The sequence below is a fragment of the Pseudomonas sp. 05N432 genome (genome assembly GCF_056396945.1).
Genome location: NZ_JBFTMM010000019.1, coordinates 67,628 through 87,299, shown reverse-complemented (window position 1 = coordinate 87,299; position 19,672 = coordinate 67,628). Strand labels below are relative to the sequence as shown.

Below are 19,672 nucleotides of genomic sequence, written 5' to 3'. Positions count from 1 at the left end.
GTTTGCCTGATCCCTGCTTTTTGGCGTTGGGAAAGAACGTGCTGCAACCCATAAAAATGACAAGAAGGCGTCGGCAATGCCTGCTTTTGCACTAGAGTTTCACGTAGCAAAGGTAGCGCTGTCTGCGCGCTGAGGTGTTACATGAGTCAACCTATCACCGCCCTGGTCATCATGGGCGTGGCCGGCTGCGGCAAGTCCAGCGTCAGCGAAGCCCTGTGCCAGCTGAGCGGTGCAACCGGCATTGAAGGCGATACCTTTCACCCTGCTGCCAATATCGAAAAGATGAGCGCAGGCATTCCTCTCAACGACGACGACCGGGCTGGCTGGCTCGACAGCCTGTGCGATGAGCTGCGTCGCGTCGATGCCTCGGGCGCACGCCCGGTGCTGACCTGCTCGGCGCTCAAGCACAGTTACCGTGAACGCTTGCGCAGCGCCTTGCCGGGCCTGGGTTTTGTGTTCCTCGAGTTGACCCCTGAAGTCGCCGCCGATCGCGTGGCTCATCGTCCGGGGCATTTCATGCCGTCGACCTTGATCGCCAGCCAGTTCGCGACTCTTGAATCCCCCGTTGGCGAGCCACTGACCCTGGCGCTCGATGCCTCGAAGCACAACGTCGATGAACTCGCCCGGCAGGCTCACGCCTGGTGGCTCAGCCATGGTTTGAAACTCGCCGGCTGAGTGTTGCTGCAAGAGATAGCGCTGTCCTGACGGCTTCTGAATAACCCGCTTCAATAACAACAACAAACAGGAGATACCCCCCATGTTTGGCATGTCCCACGAGTCGTTTTTGCTGCTTGATGCAGTGATCACCGTGATCGGATTAATCGTCCTGATCACCAAGTTCAAGTTTCACCCCTTCATTGCATTAATCATCGCAGCGGCTTTTCTCGGGCTGACCTCGGGCATGCCGATTGGCACCATCATCAAGGCGTTCCAGGACGGTTTCGGTGGGGTGCTCGGGTTTGTCGGGATCATCCTGGCGCTGGGTACCATGCTTGGCAAAATGATGGCCGAGTCGGGCGGGGCGGATCAGATCGCCCAGACCCTGATTCGCGCGTTCGGCAAAGAGCGCGTGCAATGGGCCATGATGTTTGCGGCCTTCCTGGTCGGTATCCCGTTGTTCTTCGAAATCGGTTTTGTGCTGCTGATTCCGCTGGTGTTCATCGTGGCCCGGCGCACCGGCGTTTCAATCATCAAGATCGGTATCCCGTTGCTGGCCGGTCTGTCCGCCGTGCACGGACTGGTTCCGCCGCACCCGGGTCCATTGCTGGCCATCGGGGTGTTTGGTGCGGACATCGGTAAAACCATTCTCTACGGTCTGATCGTTGCGTTGCCGACCGCGATCATTGCCGGCCCGATCTACGGCACGTTCATCGCCAAGTACATCCCCGGTCATCCTAACCAGGAACTGGTGGATCAACTGGCTCGCGAACCTCACTCCAGCACCTTGCCGAGCTTCAGCATCACGCTGATCACCGTGCTGTTGCCGGTGTTCCTGATGCTGCTGAAAACCTTTGCCGACATCGCACTGCCGGACGGGCATTTCTTCCGCACCTGGATGGACATGATCGGTCACCCGATCTCGGCGTTGCTGCTGGCGTTGCTGCTGTCGCTGTACACCTTCGGGCATCGTCAGGGCATCGGCTCCAAACAGATCCTCAAACTGCTCGACGCCAGCCTGGCGCCAACTGCGGCGATCATTCTGATCATCGGTGCCGGTGGTGGCTTCAAGCAGATGCTGGTGACCAGTGGTGTGGGCGATGTGATCGGCCACATGGCGGTGAGCGCGCAGATTTCGCCGATCCTGCTGGCCTGGCTGGTCGCGGCGGTGATCCGCGTGGCCACTGGTTCTGCGACTGTGGCGACCATTACCGGTGCAGGTATCGTGGTGCCGGTGGTGGGGATGATTCCGGGCGTGAACCGCGAGTTGCTGGTGCTGGCCACCGGCGCGGGTTCGTTGATCCTGTCACACGTTAACGACGCCGGCTTCTGGCTGGTCAAGCAGTACTTCAACATGACCGTGGCCGAAACCTTCAAGACCTGGACCGCGATGGAAACMATCCTGTCCGTTGTTGCGCTGGGCTTTATTTTGTTGCTGTCGCTGGTGGTTTGATCCACTGCGGTGCCAGCACCGCATTTATAGAATCATCTGAGCCGCGAGAGGATATTCAATCCTTGTCGCGGCTTTCTTCTTTGCGATCCTCAATCCCTGAATACCACTCGTCGGCACTGTCAACTTTGACAGGTAGGCGTTGTGTTGTGCTCCGCGTAAAACTTGCTCATGAACTCGTGACTCATCTACGCGTGCAGGGAGAAAACATCATGACCGCCAAAGCAACTGGATTAACACAGCAAGGCCGGGCGGGGAGAGTGAGTGATCTTGTCCATCCGTCGGACCCCGGCACTAAAGTGGGTACGGGCGCAATTAACTGGGGTATTGGTGCGGCTGAAAAAACCTATGTGGTTAATGGGTTTTCCCCCAGTACGCGAGATGATCAGTTGTCCTGGACCCCAGGCCGGGTTACAAAAAATGTGTTCAATCAGTATGAGCCAAACGAGTTCATGACTTTCGGTTATCTCAGCGATTGGGGGATCGGTGATCCACGTTACGGCGACGGTCCCGGTCAGCCCGACCCGAGTTATGTCATCGGAGGACGCGGTACCGACATCATGAGGCTTGAGGGCAAGACAGGGACTTTTGACAAGATTGTGCTGGGTTTTGCAGCGATTGTTGGAGACCTTGGAGTCAATAGAAACGTTATCGCCAGAGCAGCACACTACTGGGACCACGAGCCGGTGCCGAACGTCCCCCCGACTCAGGCAGAGCTGAACGCAGCAGAGAAACTCTGGATGTCCAAGGCGGCACTTACTGATCCCTGGGGGTGTGTCGCAGCCTATATCAATTGTGGGTTCGGGAGTTATGTAGGCGAAAAATACAATGAGCTTTTTGACCCCGCCAAAGCACAGGGGGTCTTGGGTGCATTGGGTAAGCTCAAAGCGGCCAACCCGAGCATGAAAGTTTCGCTCAGCCTGGGCGGCTGGTCGATGAGTGAAGCCTTTTTCGATCTCGTCCGTGATCCAGTCAGGCTTCCCATTCTTGTCGACTCCATTGTCGCCATCTTTCAAAAATTCCCCATGTTTGAAGGCATTGATATTGATTGGGAGTACCCAGGAGCTCCCGGCAATGCACCAGGAAACGGGGAAAACTGGAAGCCGAACAAATACGATGACAATGACGCTGCTTACTTTGCGGTGCTGATACAAGCGGTAAAGGCCAAGTTGCCGAGTGTGGAAATCAGCATTGCTTCCATTGCCGACCCGGTGAAGTTGGCCAAGTCCAATATTCCGTTGTTGATCCAGGCTGGCGTCGATTTTGTCAACTTGATGTGTTACGACTTCTTTGGCACGCCATGGGCAACAAGGCTCCAGCACCATTGCAACCTGTATCGCAGCGACCCGACTGATATCACCGAGAACTCAGTGCATTCCGCGGTGCAGTACTTGCTGGGGCTGGGTGTTGATTCGAGAAAAATCTGTTTGGGATACGCGGGCTACAGTCGAAATGCGCAACAGGCAATGCTGACAAGTGTTACCCCTTTGATTGGGACATACGCCCCACATGTCGGTACTGACACGCAAGGTTCTTTTGAAAGTGGCGTAATCGAACTCCCAGATATGATTTACAACTATCTGGACTTGGAGAATAAGACCCAGCTCAATGGCTTCATCTTGTACACCGACGACAAGGCCGATGCCGACTTTCTCTACAATCCGACTACTAAATTGTTCATTTCCGCCGATACGCCTCGCACGGTCAAGGCCAAAGGCGAGTATGTGAAAAAATGGAATCTCGCGGGGCTATTCAGTTGGATGGTCGATTATGACAACGGCCTACTGAACAACGCCGCCTGTGAAGGGTGTGGGCGTCCTCTTAAAGGTACGGCAATTATCGACATGACACCTTTCTACTACAAAGGCGCGACTGCTTTACTGCCATAACGCTAGCGATCAACTCCCCGATACGAAAATGCCCCTGTGAGCACAACACTCTCACAGGGGCATTTCCTATTCCGTTTAGAAAGCCGCGAAATCAACCCGCCGCCGCATCCGCCCGGAACATCCCGCGAATCCCGCGTACCGCCTGACGAATCCGGTCCTGGTTTTCGATCAGTGCGAAACGCACATGGTCATCGCCGTATTCACCAAACCCAACCCCCGGCGACACACAGACCTTGGCCTCGGCCAGCAGTTTCTTGGCGAACTCCAGCGAGCCCATATGCGCGTAGGCCTCAGGGATCTTGGCCCAGACGTACATCGAGGCTTTCGGGTTTTCGACCATCCAGCCCAGTTCATGCAGGCCTTTGACCAGCACGTTGCGCCGTTGCCGATACTGCTCGGCGATGTCTTTGACGCACTGTTGATCACCTTCCAGCGCGGCGATGGCCGCCACTTGCAGCGGGGTGAAAGTGCCGTAGTCGTGGTAGCTCTTGATCCGTGCCAGGGCGTTGACCAGTTCCGGGTTGCCGACCATGAAACCGATCCGCCAGCCGGCCATGTTGTAGCTCTTGGACAGGGTGAAAAACTCCACCGCAATGTCCTTGGCGCCCGGCACCTGCATGATCGACGGGGCTTTCCAGCCGTCGTAGACGATGTCGGCGTAGGCCAGGTCATGCACCACCAGCACGTCATATTGTTTGGCGAGGGCGATCACCCGCTCGAAAAAGTCCAGTTCGACGCACTGTGCAGTCGGGTTGGACGGGAAACCGAGAATCATCATCTTCGGCTTCGGAATCGAGCCGCGAATGGCCCGTTCCAGCTCGGCGAAAAAGTCCACGCCGGGGATCAGCGGCACCGAGCGCACTTGTGCGCCGGCAATCACCGCGCCGTAGATGTGGATCGGGTAGCTCGGGTTCGGCACCAACACCGTGTCGCCCTGATCGAGGGTGGCGAGCATCAAGTGCGCCAGGCCTTCCTTGGAGCCGATGGTGACAATGGCTTCGCTTTCCGGGTCGATGTCGACCTGGTAGCGATCCTTGTACCAATTGGAAATCGCCCGGCGCAGACGCGGAATACCCTTGGAGGTGGAGTAGCCGTGGGTGTCTTCGCGCTGGGCGACGGTCACCAGTTTCTCCACGATGTGTGGCGGAGTGGCGCCGTCGGGATTACCCATGCTCAAGTCGATGATGTCTTCGCCACGACGACGCGCAGCCATCTTCAGCTCGGCAGTGATATTGAATACGTAAGGGGGGAGTCGATCTATGCGCGCAAAGCGGCGCGGCGAACCTTGTTCGGCCATTGTTGCCTCGATAACGTAAGCGCCCGGAACCGTCCGAGCGACGCTGGCCACTGCGGTGGCCTGTGGCGGAAGATAAGGGCGCTTATGGCCGATTGTCTAGTGGCGAGGTTCAACTATTTTTCACTACGCGGTTGATCGCATGCGCAAGTTTTCGCTCTCAATCAGTGCGCGCATGCTTCTTGCAAAAGTTGGCATTTACTCAACAACTACTTTTAAACGGGATGAAAAATGGAGTTTTCCAGCGGCTTTTTGCTGAGTCTTTCACTGTGCCTGGACATCGGCGTGGCCAACATTGCGATGATCACACTGGCCATGCAACGTGGGTATTTCCAAGGGTTTGCGTTGGGGCTCGGCACCTGTGTCGGCGACCTGGTATACGCGGTGCTGGCGCTGGCCGGCATGACGGTGCTGTTGCAGTATTCGGCGGTGCGCTGGGTGTTGTGGGTCGGTGGTTCGGCGCTGCTGCTGTACTTCGCGGCGAAGATGATTTATTCGGCGATTTATCACAGCGCCGTGTTGGCGGAGGCCGGTGAGGTCAGTGCCGGCTCCCATCGACGGGAGTTTTTCCGTGGGATTTTTCTGGCAATGTCGTCGCCCAGTGCGATTCTCTGGTTCGCCGCGGTCGGCGGTACGCTGATTGCCCGTTCCGGGGGCGGTAGCCTGAGCAATGCCGCACTGTTTCTGGCAGGGTTCTTTTGCGCCGGGCTGTTGTGGTGCGTTGCCCTGTGCCTGGCGGCGACCCAGGGCGGCAAACTCTTGGGTGACAAGCTGCTGCGCTACTCTTACCTCGCATCTGCAGCGATCTTCTGTTATTTCGCAGTCTACGTGATCGTTTCTGGCTATCAGGAATTTATCCTTCCGGCGGCGGTAGCAGAACTTCCGGGCCTTTGACTGGGGGAATCCGGTTTGGCTTCTATACTTGCAGCCGAACCCACCTTCAGTTGCAGGAGTTGATTCATGGATGATCCAAAAAAGGGCGAACTCGCTGAGCCGCGCTTCGAAGCGGGGCACTTTCTGCTGATCGCCGGACTTGGCGGGCGGTTTAGTGCGGACACCACTGAAGGTATTCCCAAACTCTGGGAGAAATTCGTACCGCACATCGGTAACGTTCCAGGGCAGGTTGGGGAGGTCACCTACGGCGTCTGCTGCAACCCGGATGGTAAAGGTGGGTTTGAGTACATCGCGGGTGTCGAAATCAGCAAGCTCGATGACCTGCCCGAACTCTACCGCTGGATCGAAATACAGCCTCAGCACTATGCGGTGTTCAAGCACGAAGGTGCGCTGGACACCCTACCGCAAACCTTTCAGTACATCTGGAAAACCTGGCTGCCAGCGTCGGGTTACGAGGCTGCCGATGCTCCGGAGTTCGAGCGCTACAGCGACGACTTCAACCCAAAGCTCAATACCGGTGTGCTGGAAATCTGGGTACCGCTCAAAACGGCCTGAACGGGTTGAGAGGCGGCGCATTCAAGCGCCGCCGCCACTCGGCATTTGCACTATTTGTCTTTACTGATTCGCCGCGCTCGCAGCACGTCGATCGTCAGCGTGATAAAGCCAAAAGCACTGATGGTGAACAGCATAAGAAGACCGACCTGAACGCTAGTCATGGTGAGTTTCCCTCTTCATGGCGAAAGACAGGGACAAGCAATAGCCCGAACCTTGTGCGAAAGAAAGCCGCTATACGAAGGCTTTACGGGCGTGCCGATGATCGATATGCCGTGCTTATTAATTTATGATTCGCTCCCTCTTTTTCGCTGACCGGGCCACGCCATGAACTCCCCCACGACTGTTATTCGCCAGGTCACGCCGGCTGATCTGGATCGCTGTTTCGCCATCGAAATCGAAGCGTATGAAGGTGATGAAGCGGCCACACGCGAGAAAATCGCCACGCGCATCGCCACCTGGCCGCAAGGTTTTATCGTGGCCGAGGTCGACGGTGTCGTTGCCGGGTTTATCAATTCGGGGGCGGCGTATCAGGTGGAAATGGCGGATGAGGCTTTCAAGGAGATGATCGGCCATGACCCGGATGGCCCGCAGGTGGTGATCATGTCGGTGGTGGTGCACCCGGATTTCCAAGGGCTGGGGCTGGCGAAGCGTTTGATGAGCGAGTTCATTGTCCGCATGCGGGATTTGGGCAAAGTCCGTATCAACCTGATGTGCAAGGAACGGCACATACCGCTGTATGCCGGGTTTGGCTTTGTCTACCTCAACGTGTCCGCGTCCGATCACGGCGGCATGGCCTGGCATGAAATGGCGCTGGATCTGTAACCCACAACGTTCTGTCAGGACAGTGGAGATCCAATGTGGGAGCGAGCCTGCTCGCGATAGGGGACTGACAGTCGGCATCTACATTGAATGTGAGGGACTCATCGCGAGCAGGCTCGCTCCCACATGAGGGTGTCGTCGTATCAGGACGGTCAGTAGAGACTGTCGAGTACCCGAGCAGGCGCTTCCCGATCGTACGCCTCGGCATTGAACTGGCCGTCATTCAGGCGCTTGTGAAAGGCGCCTGCGGTGGGCAGGGCCGAGCGGTCCAGGTACTTTTCCGGGTTCCACAAATCCGAACGCGTCAATCGCTTCAAGTTGTTCGATAGTCGTCAGCATTGTTTAGCTCACCATGACAGGTCGCCGGCTGTTCAGAACGCCAGGGCCATGCGCCGCTCATAACCGATCCGGCCTTTGTAGGCGTTGCCGCTGTCGACCCAGCCGTGCTTGAGGTAGAGCCCGAGCGCTGATTCGTTGTGTGCATCCACCGACAGCTCCAGCCCCTTGATCTCTGGCCAGGCCTGGCGCGCCGCGAGTGGCAGGGCCTGCAGGAGTGCGCTGCCATAACCCTTGCCCTGGTGGCGGTGATCGACCTGTAGCGCGTGCAGGGTCGCGGTGTCTTCATGGGCCCAGTGCGGCAGGAACGGCGGACGCTTGAGCAGCAGGAACGCTACCGGAATCTCATCGACGAGCAGGGCAAAGCCCTTGATACCGTCGCGCGGTGCTGACAACAAGGTGTGCAGGGCCATGTCGATATCGCCGGAGAATTGCTTCTGCCGGTCAGGGATCTCAATGGCTTCCAGTTGCTGGCATTGAACGGGTGTCAGCTGTTCGTAGGGAACGAGTTGGGTCGTCACTGGCGGTGTCCGTGGTCCGACAAAGGTGAACTGCGGATTTTAGCCAGTTTGTCTCTTCGACATTTATTTTATTTGAGCGGTCGATTTGGTGTGTTGCCAGACGACTAGGGGTGTCCTCACACAAAAGTTCACGATGTTCAGACGCTGATCGAGTGGCAGCCCTGATCGTCGGGATTTTCGCCAGATGCTCAATCTGCAGCCATAGTTGATCAGCCTGATGACGGAGAGTCTTATGAAATACCTATGCTTGGTCTACAGCGACGAACGGCTCCTGCATACCTCGCCCGACAGCCCTCATGATGCCGAGTGCATGGCCTACGCCGAGTCGGTTCAGGGCAGCGGCCGGATGCTCGCCGCCGAGGCGCTGGAATCCGTTCAGACCGCCACCACGGTGCGTATGCGCGGTGGCAAGTTGTCGATCACCGATGGCCCGTTTGCCGAAACCAAGGAGCAACTGGCCGGTTTCTACCTGATCGATGCGAAGGACCTGAACGAGGCCATTCAGGTCGCCGGTAATATCCCTGCCGCCCGGGTCGGCAGCGTTGAAGTACGGCCCGTCCGTGAGTTGAACCTAGGGTGATCACAGGCATGGCAAACTGATGTCGGGCGAGTCGGTCAAGGCGCTGGTCGAGGCGGTTTATCGCAACGAGTCGCGGCGCATCCTCGCCACGCTGATTCGCTTGCTGGGGGATTTCGACCTTGCCGAAGAGGCTTTGCATGAAGCCTTCTTTGTCGCGGTCGAACGCTGGCAGCGCGATGGCGTGCCCGATAATCCGCGTGCCTGGCTGGTGTCGACCGGGCGTTTCAAGGCCATTGACGGTTTGCGTCGTCGGGTGCGATTTGCCGCCTCCCAAGCGGCGTTGGTGGCACAGCTGGAAGCACTCGAAGAGACCGAGTGGAGTACTGAAGATGTGGAAGACGATCGCTTGCGACTGATCTTCACCTGCTGCCACCCGGCCCTGGCGGCGGATGCGCAGGTGCCGTTGACGCTGCGCGAAGTCTGCGACCTGACCACTGAGGAAATCGCCCGGGCCTTTCTCGTTGCACCGTCCACCATTGCCCAGCGCATCGTGCGCGCCAAGAGCAAAATCCGCGACGCGAAAATCCCCTATCAAGTACCTTCCATGACCGAGTTACCCGAGCGCCTCGATAGCGTGTTGCGGGTGATTTACCTGGTGTTCAACGAAGGCTATTCGGCGTCGGTCGGTAGCGAGCTGACTCGCGAAGACCTGACCCGCGAAGCGATCCGGCTTGGCCGCTTGCTGATGGAGCTGTTGCCGGAGGCCGAAGTGATGGGGCTGTTGGCGCTGATGCTGCTCAATGAGTCGCGACGCCCGGCCAGAACCTCGGCGTCGGGTGAGTTGGTCGTGCTCGATGAGCAGGATCGTTCACTGTGGAATACCCGGATGATTGCCGAAGGCTGTGCCTTGATCGAACGCGCGTTGAGCACGCGTGGTTTCGGACCTTATTGCCTGCAAGCCGCGATCTCGGCGGTGCATGCCGAAGCCGCGACGGCCGAGCTAACGGACTGGCCGCAGATTGTCGGGCTGTATGACGTGTTGCTGCGGGTGCAACCTTCGCCGGTGATTGAACTCAATCGCGCGGCGGCGCTGTCCCGGCGCGATGGGCCGCTGGCGGGGTTGACGCTGGTCGATGGGATTCTGCAGCGAGGCGAGCTGCTTGACTATCACCTGGCCCATTCGGCGCGCGCCGAGTTCTGTCGGCAGTTGGGACGGGTTGAAGAGGCGAGGGCGGCTTATTTGCGCGCCCTTGAACTGACCCGGCAAGAGCCGGAGCGACGGTTTATCGAGCGGCGGTTGAGTGAACTCAATTGATGGTCGCACCGCATACCTCATCCGTATCTGTATCCGACCCCCGCATTCCGCATTCCGCATCCCGCATCCACATCTCGCATCCATATCCCGTATCCGTAGCAGCTGCCGAGCCTGCGAGGCTGCGTTCGGCCGCGAAGCGGTCGTGAAATCAGGCAACGCGCTTTTCCAGGCAAACCGCGTGCACAGGATTTGCGAGGACTTCGTCCTCGAACGCAGCCTCGCAGGCTCGGCAGCTGCTACGGATGCGGGATATGGATGCGAGATGTGGATGCGAGATGCGAGATGCGAGATGCACCATGTATCACTCCAGCATCTTCGCCAGCAACCAGCTCCCCGCCGGCCCAGGCGGATGCAGCCGTGACCAGAGCGCATCGACCGCCACCGGTTTCGGCCAGCCGCGAACCTTTAGCTCCTGCAACGAGCCCGCACCAAAACGCTCGACCAGCCAGCGCGGCAAAGGCGCCCAACCAAAACCGCCTTGGGCCATTTCCAGCAGCATCAGGTAACTGGGCGCCGACCAGACCCGGCCTTGGGCGCGGGTTTCGTAGGGGTTGATGATGGTCGCCAGGCGCAATTCACGGTGTTGCTGCAACGTTTCCTTATCGACCTTTTGCAGCGCCGCCAGCGGATGTTCGGTCGACACGAACAAGGCAATTTCCGTGCGCTCGTCGACCGTCGCGCTGTTCAGGTCGGCCGGGTAGTCGGACTGCATTTCGGCGAAGGCAATATGTGCGCGCCCGCGTTGCACCAGGGCGATCAAATCGTCGCACTCGGCAATCAGGCATTCGAGTTCCAGGTCCGGGTAGCGCTGTTCGAATTCACTCAATGCCGCTTCAAAACGATCGGACTGGTAGGTGTCGGAAATCGCCACCGTCAGCTTAGCCTCAACGCCTTGGGACAGTTGCGCGGCGGTCATTTCCAGGCGGCTGGTGGCGGTCAGAATGTCTTCGGCGCGTTGCAGCATGACATGCCCGGCGGAGGTCAGGCTGGGCTTGCGGCTGCTGCGATCGAAGAGTGTCACGTTCAGGTCGATTTCCAGGCTGGCGACGGCCGCGCTGATGGTCGACTGGCTCTTGCCGAGTTTGCGCGCCGCTGCAGAAAACGAGCCTTGGGTCGCTGCCTGGACGAACGCCAGCAGCACTTCATGTGAGGCCATGAACTATCGCCTTGATCGATGGTTACTGGTTATGAAGTATCGGTGTGGTGATGGATGATGGCAACCACATTCACCCAGGGAGCTTGATGATGAGCACCAACAAATCCTTTACCGAACGTGTTTTTCAGGCCATTGGTTTCGAGCTGCTGGCGGTCATGTTGTGTACACCGTTGCTGGCGTGGCTGATGGACAAGCCGATGGTCGAGATGGGGGCGGTGACCATTGCCATCGGTCTGATCGCCTTGGCCTGGAACGTGTTGTTCAACGGCCTGTTCGACCGTCTGCTCAAGCACCTGGCGCTTGTCCCCTGTGCCGCAACCCGAGTCGTGCACGCCTTGCTGTTCGAAGGGGGGCTGGTGGCGGTCAGTGTGCCGCTGATTGCCTGGTGGCTGAACGTCAGCCTGTTGCAGGCGTTGATTCTGGACATCGGGGTGTTGCTGTTTTTCCTGCCGTACACCTACGTCTACCACTGGGTTTATGACGTGGTGCGTGAGCGGGTGCTGATGCGCCAGTCTTGTGAGGGATAAAAGCCGTATCGTCCGAACGCGAGCCAAGCCTTCGGACGATCTTTTAATCCCGATTACAAAAACATCCCACCCGAAGCTTCGACCCGCTGCCCATTGATCCACTGACTGCCCGGCGTCAGCAGCAGGGCAATGGCCGCACCAATATCATCGGGTTGGCCGGCGCGACCCAGTGCCGTATTGCTGGCCACCAGTTGATTGATGTCCGCGTTATCGCGCACCGAACCGCCGCCGAAGTCGGTTTCGATGGCGCCCGGTGCCAGGATATTCACCGTAATGTTGCGCGCGCCAAGTTCCTTGGCCTGGTAGCGCGTCAGCACTTCCATCGCCCCTTTCATCGCTGCATAGGCGCCGTAACCCGGCAGGCTGAATCGGGTCAGACCGCTGGAAATATTGATGATCCGGCCACCGTCATTCAGCAGCGGCAGCAGGTTCTGTGTAAGGAAAAACGGTCCCTTCAGGTGAATGTTCATGAGCAGATCGAACTGCTCGACGGTAGTGTCGGCGAAGTTCGCGTGCACGCCGACCCCGGCGTTGTTGATCAGAAAGTCGAAGTGCTGGCGATCGAAGTGATTTTTCAGGACCTTCCCGACCTCTGTGGTGAAGGCACCGAAACCTTCACTCCGGCCGACGTCGAGTTGCAGCATCGCAGCGCGACCGCCAAGGCTTTCGATCTGCGCGACCAGCGCCTGGGCTTCATCGGCGCGGCTGTTGTAGGTGCCGATAATGTCGATGCCCTGAGTCACCAGATGCAGGGCGGTGCTTTTGCCGAGGCCACGGCTGGCGCCGGTGATCAATGCGATTTTGCGGTTCATGGGAGGTTCTCCAGAGCAGTGAGTGACGATGGGAGAAAGTTTATTTATCCGCCTTGTGGTGATAAACAGGCTGTAATCGGAATCACTGGTCGGAATTGCCGAACAATAGAGAGTTGGCCCCATGAATAAACTGGAACTGTTGCGCACCTTCGTCCGGGTCAGCGAAATGTCGAGTTTCACCCTCGCGGGCGAAAGCCTCGGCTTGCCCCGTTCCACCGTTTCCGAACACGTCCAGGCCCTGGAAACCCTGCTTGGTACACGCCTGCTGCAACGCACCACGCGCAAGGTTCAGGCGACTCAGGACGGGCTGGTGTTGTACGAGCGCAGCAAGGACTTGCTGTCGCACATGGATGAAATCGAAGGGCTGTTTCGCCAGGACGAAGCCTCGCTGACCGGGCGGATTCGCATCGACATGCCGAACATTCTGGCCCGTCGGGTGGTGATGCCGCGCCTGCCCGAATTCATGGCCCGGCACCCTCATCTGGAACTGGAAATCAGCAGCACCGACCGCCGGGTCGATTTGCTCAGCGAAGGGTTTGATTGCGTGCTGCGGGTCGGTGCGCAACCGGATCAATCGGTGGTCGCTCGTCACCTGTGCGACTTTGCCATGGTCAACTGCGCCAGTCCTGCCTATCTGCAGCGCTATGGCGTGCCGCAGCGGCTCGAAGACCTGGCGCAGCATCGGCTGGTCCATTACGTCGGCGTACTGGGCGCGCGCTCGGAAGGTTTTGTGTACGAGGAGGAGGGCAAGCTGCATCGAATGCCGATGGCCGGCAGTGTGACGGTCAATAATACCGACGCTTACGAGTCTGCGTGTCTGGGTGGTTTCGGGTTGATCCAGGCGCCGCTGATGGGGATGCAGGCGTACCTGCTCAGCGGTGAACTGGTGGCGGTCTTGCCGCAGTTCAACGCACCGTCGATGGAGGTTTCGCTGCTCTATGCCCGGCAACGGCATTTGCCATTGCGCGTGCGGGCATTCATGGACTGGCTGGGGCAGGTGATCCAGCCCTTGGCCTGAAGAACGACAAATCCATTGTGGGAGCGAGCCTGCTCGCGAGGGCGGCAGAACAGTCGACATAGATGTCGGATGTTATGGCCTCATCGCGAGCAGGCTCGCTCCCACAAGGGAGGATGCGTCAGATGTGGAAGTAACCCACGCAGGAGTCGAACGGCAGGCGCTTGAGCTCGATCTTGTTCAGGTCGAACACTTCGCGCAGGGCTTTGGTTTCGCCCGGGAAATTGCGGTAGGCAACTTCGTCCAATACCACGATGGCGCCTTTTGGCATGTACGGCAGGAAGGTTTCCAGCGCGACTTTGGTCGACTCATACAGGTCGGTGTCGAGGATCAGCATTGCCACGACCAGGTCGGGACGGGTCTTGACCCACTCCGGCGCGGTCTTGCAGATATCGCCCTTGACCAGCTCGCAACGCGGGATGCGGTTGACCGGACGCAGCAGGTCGTTGGCGTCGATCATGTCCTGGATCAGCGACTGGTCGGTGTCGGAGAACATGCTCTCGTTGACGTCGGCCGGGTCTTCGTCCTTGTTGATGCTCTGGAAGCCTTCGAAGGTGTCGAAGCCAACGATCGAACGGTTGATCGCGTAGGGTTCCAGGATCATCGACAGGTGCATGTAAAGCATCAGCGAGTTGCCCTTGTACACGCCGCACTCGATGATCGCGCCAGGGATTTCGGCGACCTTCTTGAACAGCTCCATGCGCGACAGCGCAGCGGTCACGCCGATGCGGTTGGCGAACACGTAAGGGGCATCGGCCACGTACTCGGCGTCGACCCGCTTGAGGACGCCAGCGCGGGTTTCGTTGTATTGGGCCTCGGCAGGCGTAATGCGACGCTTGGTCATGATTGGATTCCTTGGAAATTCGAGAAGTCGTGGGCGTGGAAATAGTCTTTGAAGCCGGCGCCGACATCCGGGCATGCGCTGTCGACGTTAATCGCGCCGCGCTTGTGCTTCAGGTCGTCGAGGTGCATCAGGCGGAAATCCACACTGAAGCGGGTTTGTTCGGTGTAATTGGGAACCGTGCCGTGCAGGTGTGAACCCGAGAAAATCAGCATGTCGGCGGTGTTGCCGGCAATGCGGATCTCGGACGCTGCGTCGATGTCCTCGGTCGGCACCGGGTGCTGACGGGCTTCTTCCTTGACGTTGTCCTTGGCGCGCTGGCGTTGCACGCCGATCCAGTCGGAGAGGCTCCACTGCGCCGAGGTGTTTTTCACCGGCTTATCGAAGTACGCCGGGTTGATCATCATGGTCTGGTCCGGCTGGATCGTATAGACCGGCATCCAGGTGTTGATCTGGCAGTCGACGCCGCCGTACCAGGTGTCGCGATGGGGTTTGTAGGCGTAGCTGACGCCGGCGTGCAGGTAATCGTAGTTGGGCACAACGCGAATCCGCGGCACGTCGAAGATGAACTCTTCGGGGGCCGCACCGATTTCTTCGGTGAAACCACGGATCAACTCTTTGGCCCGCAGGCTATTGGTGAACTGGCCTTTGAGCCGGGTCACCAGCACCACGAACTCTTCCACCGGCATCAGGCGGTGCAGGGCCTGGTGGTCAGTCTCGCCGTCAAATGCGGCGGTGATGCTTTCCTGGGCAAAGGCACAGAGTTCCTTTGCTGCAGTGAGCTGGGTGTTCAGGAAGATATCGCCAGCGTAGATGGCGCTTTTGAAGTCAGCTTTCTTCTGAAGCTGATTGATGTACAGATTCACGGTTCCCCCTCCTGAATGCATCGGGTCTCTTAAGAGTCGGCACCAAGGTAACAAACTGAAGCCCGATCCTGCGGGTGCTGAACCAATTAGTGCTTAATCCACTGATTTTGCGACGAAATGCCTGTCGAGTGAGCGCGCCGCTGATGGCTCTTATAAAAAAACTCCCGAACCGATTGCCCGGTTCGGGAGTTTTTTTTAGTGTTGTCGGGTTCAGAACAGTTGGGTGAACAACCAGTACAGACTCCCCGACAACATAATCGCCGCCGGCAAGGTCAGTACCCAGGCCATCAACAGGTTGCGGATGGTCTTCATCTGCAAGCCGCCGCCGTTGGCCACCATGGTTCCGGCCACGCCGCTGGACAGCACGTGAGTGGTCGATACCGGCAGGCCGAACATGTCCGCCGCGCCAATCGTCAGCATCGCCACGGTTTCTGCCGAGGCGCCCTGGGCGTAGGTCATGTGGGTCTTGCCGATTTTTTCACCGACCGTGACCACAATGCGTTTCCAGCCGACCATGGTGCCCAGGCCCAGCGCAATCGCCACGGCGATTTTCACCCACAGCGGAATAAAGCGCGTGGCGTTGTCGATCTGCTGTTTGAACAATTGCAGTTTGCCCGTGGTGTCGGCATCGAAGTCGCCGACCTTGTTCTTGTCCATCAGGCGAATGGTTTCGCTGGTCAGGTACATGTCGTTACGCACGTTGCCCATGGCCTCGGCCGGGACTTTGGAGAGCGAGCCATAACCTTTCACTTCGTTACCGATATTGCCCGCCAGGGCGGCGAGGGCGGGGATCAGTTGCGGTGTCACTTCCTTGCTGCGTACGTATTCGGACAGCACGGGGCGCGGGTCGGCCGGGGCCGGTAGCGGAGCACTTCTGACTAACGCTTGTTGGGTGACTTCAGCCACGGCGGCGAATTGCAACGCCTGGTCGGCCGGCATGGTGCGGTTCAGCGCATAGGCCATCGGCAGGGTGCCGACCAGAATCAGCATGATCAGGCCCATGCCTTTTTGGCCGTCGTTGGAGCCGTGGGCGAAGGACACGCCGGTGCAGGTCAGGATCAACATCCCGCGAATCCACCACGGTGGCGGTGTATTGCCTTTCGGGGCTTTGTACAGCGCCCGATGTTTGACGAAGATGCGCAACGCCAGCAGCAACAGCGCGGCAAATGCGAAGCCGATCAGCGGCGACAGCAGCAACGCGTAACCGACCTTGGTGGCTTGCGCCCAGTCGATGCCGCTGGTGCCGTCGCGTCCGTGCATCAACGCATTGGCGACGCCGACGCCGATGATCGAGCCGATCAAGGTATGGGATGACGAAGCCGGCAGGCCCAGCCACCAGGTGCCGAGGTTCCACAGGATCGCCGCGATCAGCAGGGCGAAGATCATTGAGAAACCGGCAGATGAACCGACTTGCAGAATCAGCTCCACCGGTAGCAAGGCGATGATGCCGAACGCGACTGCACCGCTGGACAGCAGCACCCCGAGGAAGTTGAAGACCCCTGACCAGACCACCGCGAAATGCGGCGGTAGCGAATGGGTGTAGATCACCGTTGCCACCGCGTTGGCGGTGTCGTGGAAACCGTTGACGAACTCGAAGCCCAAGGCAATCAACAGCGCCACACCGAGCAGCAGAAACGGCGTCCAGGTAGTCACCGTGGTGCCGAGGTCGTGCATGTCGTGTATCAGGCTGTAGGCGGTGAACAGCAGCCCCATGGCCAGCACCGCGAAAAACACCACGGCGGTCAATACACCGGGTTTTTTATCAAGCTGCGGGCTGGCGTTGCTGGCGGAGGCGTTGGAGGCGGCGGTCAAGGAAGGCGTAGCCATTGCCGGACAATCCTGTGTCAGGGAGGAGTGCCGGTCATGATCGTTGCCGAATGTTACAGCGAGACTGCTTTGGGTCAGTGTTTGGTTTTTTGTCGTTCCACTGATCTGGATCGCACAGTGATCGGTCAGCCCCCTCGTAGCAGCAGGCTTCGCCAGCTGCTACGAGGGCAGGATTGATGTGGGACGGATCAATAATCCGCCCGCTTGCGAAACGCCCAGCGTCCAGCAAGCACGGTGAACGTCGCGACCAGTGCCACCAGAATCCAGAACCCTTCCGGGTCGCCGGCAAGGGGAATCCCGCCGACGTTCATGCCGAAGAAACCGGCAATGATGTTGATCGGCAGCGCCAGCACCGTGACCACGGTCAGGGTGAACAGCGTGCGGTTGCTTTGCTCGTTGAGGTTGGCGGCGATCTCTTCCTGCAACAGCTTGATCCGCTCGCCCAGCGCCGTGAGGTCGTTGATGATCAGCGCGAACTCCTCGGTGGATTTGCGCAGCTCCTTGACGTCGTCCTTTTGCAACCATTGCGGCGGACGGTTGAGCAGACGCAGCAGCGAGCCCGGCTCCAGTGCCAGCAGCCGTTGCAAGCGCACCAGCACCCGACGGTTGGCACCCAGTTCGGCACGGTTGGTGGACAGTCGCGATGACAGCAACTCGTCTTCGATCTGGTCGACACTCTGGCTGGTCTTGCGCACGATCTGCGTCAGCACTTCGCCCTGGTCGCGCAGCAAATGCACGAGCAGTTCCAGTGGCGAACGAAAGCATTCGCCGGCCTTGACCGAGGAGCGCAGCTTGTCCACCGAGTGCAGGGGTTGCAGGCGTGCGCTGATGATCAACCGACTGCGGGCGCAGACCCAAAGGGTCGAGACGTCTGACGAGACCATGCTGCTGAGGTTGAACACCACGTCGTTGACCACTGCCAGCAGCGCCGAATCGACGTGCTCGATGCGCGTCGACCGCGAGCCTTCATGCAAGGCTTCGAAAAATTCTTCCGGCAACTCCAGGTGCGCTTTCATCCAGCGCTCGCACGCGGCGTGGGCGAGGTTCAGGTGTAGCCAGAGGAACTCGTCCTCGGCGCCCGGTTGTTGCAGCAGATGCAGCGCCTTGGCCGAATCGATCTCGCGGCCGCGTTCGCCGGGACGAAAGCTGAAACCGTAGAGCAGGCCGAACAGGTCAGAATCGCGGTGGCGTTGATCGATGCTGTGGTTCATGGAGTCTCGCTGAAGGGCGGCGCCTGTCGTACGTTTCACAGGCTCACATGAGCGGCATCATGGCAACGCTGCTTGACGGTTTTGTGACAGTTTGGTGGCGCGTTTAATAGAACGTCTACCGGTGGTCGGATCAGTGTCAAGAAACCGTGGTGCATGCCGATGACGCCTACATTGGCTCAGGCACTTTGGTGTCCGGCCGTATGTTGTCGACAGGGAGGTCCGGACATCTCGCATGCCGTACTGGTGCGAGCCTTATCCCTGTCATGAGTATCACTCGATGTTTTTGCAAAAATCCCTGAGAGCGCAAATCCTCGCACTGCTGGGCGGCAGTCTGATCGCGATGTTGCTGATTGCCCTGGCCTGTTTTCACTTACTCTCCAGCGGAGTGCAGAACTACCGCAACCTCATCGAAGGCCCGTTACGTACCTCGCAACTGATTGACGAAGCCAACCTGCAATTCAAGGCTCAGGTTCAGGAATGGAAAAACGTCCTGTTGCGCGGCAAGCAACCGGCTGAGCTGGACAAGTACTGGAAGCAGTTCGAGGACCGTCAGGGCGACGTACAGAACATTCTTGGTGAATTGACCCGCCAACCGGGCATCGATGCCTCACTTAAAACCCGCCTTGAAAGCCTGCGTGATGCGCACCGGGTGCTTGGCGGCGCGTATCAAAAAGGTCGAGAGGCTTATCTGACAGCCGGTGGTGATCCTTCGGCAGGTGATAACGCGGTCAAAGGTGTGGACCGCGCCACGAGCGAGCAGATGAGCGAACTGGTCGACGAGTTGCGTAAACAGGGCAGGGAGCAATCGATGCTGATCAGCGCCAGCGCCGATCGTACAGTGTTGCTGGGTATCCTGGTGATGCTGGCTTCGGGCCTGTTGATTGGCTTGCTCAGCCTGTGGCTGGTCAACCGCAATCTGGTGGAACCGATCCGCAAGTTGATCGAATACGTCGCGCACTTGAGCCAGGGCCGGTTTGCCGAGCGGGTGGCGAGTGATCGTCAGGATGAGTTGGGCAAGCTGGCGGTGGCGGCGAACACGTTGCGCGATTTCCTTGCCGAGACTTTCAGTCGCTTGCAGCGCAGTGCCTCGGATCTGGACAGCGCCAGCGGTGAGCTGAACTCGATTGCAACCTTGATGGCCCATGGCACCAGCTAACAGTTCAACCG

19 protein-coding genes and 1 pseudogene are annotated in these 19,672 nt (G+C 58.8%); 11 read left to right on the top strand and 9 right to left on the bottom strand.

Annotated elements, in window-relative coordinates:
* Positions 1 to 141 precede the first annotated feature (141 nt).
* The 3 genes from AC1DHT_RS21560 (at position 142) to AC1DHT_RS21550 (ending at position 3,996) form a co-directional block, all read left to right on the top strand.
* Positions 142 to 675, top strand: coding sequence for a gluconokinase (locus AC1DHT_RS21560; protein WP_427532072.1), 534 nt, complete (start codon positions 142 to 144; stop codon positions 673 to 675).
* An 82-nt stretch (positions 676 to 757) separates the two neighbouring features.
* Complete coding sequence (locus AC1DHT_RS21555) at positions 758 to 2,110, top strand: GntP family permease (protein WP_427532071.1); 1,353 nt, start codon at positions 758 to 760, stop codon at positions 2,108 to 2,110.
* A gap of 209 nt (positions 2,111 to 2,319) precedes the next feature.
* Complete coding sequence (locus AC1DHT_RS21550; RefSeq protein WP_427536020.1) at positions 2,320 to 3,996, top strand: glycosyl hydrolase family 18 protein; 1,677 nt, start codon at positions 2,320 to 2,322, stop codon at positions 3,994 to 3,996.
* 91 nt (positions 3,997 to 4,087) lie between these two features.
* On the opposite strand, the gene alaC is transcribed toward AC1DHT_RS21550, so the two are convergent.
* Positions 4,088 to 5,293: an alanine transaminase gene (alaC, locus tag AC1DHT_RS21545; protein WP_427536018.1), complete on the bottom strand. Its 1,206-nt coding sequence runs from the start codon at positions 5,291 to 5,293 to the stop codon at positions 4,088 to 4,090.
* A 228-nt stretch (positions 5,294 to 5,521) separates the two neighbouring features.
* Here alaC and AC1DHT_RS21540 point away from each other — a divergent pair, with 228 nt between their 5' ends.
* The 3 genes from AC1DHT_RS21540 (at position 5,522) to AC1DHT_RS21530 (ending at position 7,561) form a co-directional block, all read left to right on the top strand.
* Positions 5,522 to 6,184 (top strand): LysE family translocator, encoded by a 663-nt coding sequence (locus AC1DHT_RS21540; RefSeq protein WP_427536016.1) that lies wholly within the window; start codon positions 5,522 to 5,524, stop codon positions 6,182 to 6,184.
* A 66-nt stretch (positions 6,185 to 6,250) separates the two neighbouring features.
* The gene (locus tag AC1DHT_RS21535; RefSeq protein ID WP_427536014.1) at positions 6,251 to 6,739 is read left to right on the top strand and encodes a GyrI-like domain-containing protein; all 489 of its coding nucleotides are present in this window, start codon (positions 6,251 to 6,253) and stop codon (positions 6,737 to 6,739) included.
* 324 nt (positions 6,740 to 7,063) lie between these two features.
* Positions 7,064 to 7,561 carry a GNAT family N-acetyltransferase gene (locus AC1DHT_RS21530; protein ID WP_427536012.1) on the top strand — a complete coding sequence of 166 codons (498 nt, stop codon included), beginning with the start codon at positions 7,064 to 7,066 and terminating at the stop codon, positions 7,559 to 7,561.
* 149 nt (positions 7,562 to 7,710) lie between these two features.
* On the opposite strand, the pseudogene AC1DHT_RS21525 reads toward AC1DHT_RS21530, so the two are convergent.
* Both AC1DHT_RS21525 and AC1DHT_RS21520 read right to left on the bottom strand, forming a co-directional pair.
* Positions 7,711 to 7,872 (bottom strand): annotated as a pseudogene (locus tag AC1DHT_RS21525) (pyridoxamine 5'-phosphate oxidase family protein); the annotation flags it as partial.
* A gap of 57 nt (positions 7,873 to 7,929) precedes the next feature.
* A complete protein-coding gene (locus tag AC1DHT_RS21520) occupies positions 7,930 to 8,415 on the bottom strand; it encodes a GNAT family N-acetyltransferase (protein ID WP_427536010.1) in 486 nt (161 codons plus the stop codon).
* 232 nt (positions 8,416 to 8,647) lie between these two features.
* Between AC1DHT_RS21520 and AC1DHT_RS21515 the strand changes: the two genes are divergently transcribed.
* Together AC1DHT_RS21515 and AC1DHT_RS21510 are read left to right on the top strand one after the other, a co-directional pair.
* Positions 8,648 to 8,995, top strand: a complete 348-nt coding sequence (locus tag AC1DHT_RS21515; RefSeq protein WP_427536008.1) for a YciI family protein — start codon at positions 8,648 to 8,650, stop codon at positions 8,993 to 8,995.
* A 19-nt stretch (positions 8,996 to 9,014) separates the two neighbouring features.
* Positions 9,015 to 10,250 carry an RNA polymerase sigma factor gene (locus tag AC1DHT_RS21510; RefSeq protein WP_427536006.1) on the top strand — a complete coding sequence of 412 codons (1,236 nt, stop codon included), beginning with the start codon at positions 9,015 to 9,017 and terminating at the stop codon, positions 10,248 to 10,250.
* Between the two features lie 301 nt (positions 10,251 to 10,551).
* Here AC1DHT_RS21510 and AC1DHT_RS21505 read toward each other — a convergent pair whose 3' ends face one another.
* A complete protein-coding gene (locus AC1DHT_RS21505; RefSeq protein WP_427536004.1) occupies positions 10,552 to 11,406 on the bottom strand; it encodes a LysR family transcriptional regulator in 855 nt (284 codons plus the stop codon).
* 89 nt (positions 11,407 to 11,495) lie between these two features.
* On the opposite strand from AC1DHT_RS21505, the gene AC1DHT_RS21500 reads away from it, so the two are divergent.
* Complete coding sequence (locus tag AC1DHT_RS21500) at positions 11,496 to 11,933, top strand: multidrug/biocide efflux PACE transporter (protein WP_427536002.1); 438 nt, start codon at positions 11,496 to 11,498, stop codon at positions 11,931 to 11,933.
* A 53-nt stretch (positions 11,934 to 11,986) separates the two neighbouring features.
* On the opposite strand, the gene AC1DHT_RS21495 is transcribed toward AC1DHT_RS21500, so the two are convergent.
* A complete protein-coding gene (locus AC1DHT_RS21495; protein WP_427536000.1) occupies positions 11,987 to 12,745 on the bottom strand; it encodes an SDR family NAD(P)-dependent oxidoreductase in 759 nt (252 codons plus the stop codon).
* A gap of 121 nt (positions 12,746 to 12,866) precedes the next feature.
* Between AC1DHT_RS21495 and AC1DHT_RS21490 the strand changes: the two genes are divergently transcribed.
* The gene (locus tag AC1DHT_RS21490; RefSeq protein WP_427535998.1) at positions 12,867 to 13,763 is read left to right on the top strand and encodes a LysR family transcriptional regulator; all 897 of its coding nucleotides are present in this window, start codon (positions 12,867 to 12,869) and stop codon (positions 13,761 to 13,763) included.
* Positions 13,764 to 13,881: 118 nt separating this feature from the next.
* Here the strand turns inward: AC1DHT_RS21490 and AC1DHT_RS21485 are convergent, their stop codons facing one another.
* The 4 genes from AC1DHT_RS21485 to AC1DHT_RS21470 all read right to left on the bottom strand — a co-directional run bounded on the left by AC1DHT_RS21485 (position 13,882) and on the right by AC1DHT_RS21470 (position 18,505).
* Positions 13,882 to 14,604, bottom strand: coding sequence for a TylF/MycF/NovP-related O-methyltransferase (locus AC1DHT_RS21485; protein WP_347927793.1), 723 nt, complete (start codon positions 14,602 to 14,604; stop codon positions 13,882 to 13,884).
* A complete protein-coding gene (locus AC1DHT_RS21480; RefSeq protein WP_427535996.1) occupies positions 14,601 to 15,467 on the bottom strand; it encodes a phytanoyl-CoA dioxygenase family protein in 867 nt (288 codons plus the stop codon). Before AC1DHT_RS21480 ends, AC1DHT_RS21485 begins: the two co-directional genes overlap by 4 nt.
* A 210-nt stretch (positions 15,468 to 15,677) precedes the next feature.
* On the bottom strand, positions 15,678 to 17,294 hold the full coding sequence (locus AC1DHT_RS21475) for an inorganic phosphate transporter (protein ID WP_427535994.1): 1,617 nt from the start codon (positions 17,292 to 17,294) through the stop codon (positions 15,678 to 15,680).
* A gap of 188 nt (positions 17,295 to 17,482) precedes the next feature.
* Positions 17,483 to 18,505 (bottom strand): transporter, encoded by a 1,023-nt coding sequence (locus AC1DHT_RS21470; protein WP_427535992.1) that lies wholly within the window; start codon positions 18,503 to 18,505, stop codon positions 17,483 to 17,485.
* Between the two features lie 277 nt (positions 18,506 to 18,782).
* Between AC1DHT_RS21470 and AC1DHT_RS21465 the strand changes: the two genes are divergently transcribed.
* Positions 18,783 to 19,661 (top strand): HAMP domain-containing protein, encoded by an 879-nt coding sequence (locus AC1DHT_RS21465; RefSeq protein ID WP_442114430.1) that lies wholly within the window; start codon positions 18,783 to 18,785, stop codon positions 19,659 to 19,661.
* Positions 19,662 to 19,672 lie beyond the last annotated feature (11 nt).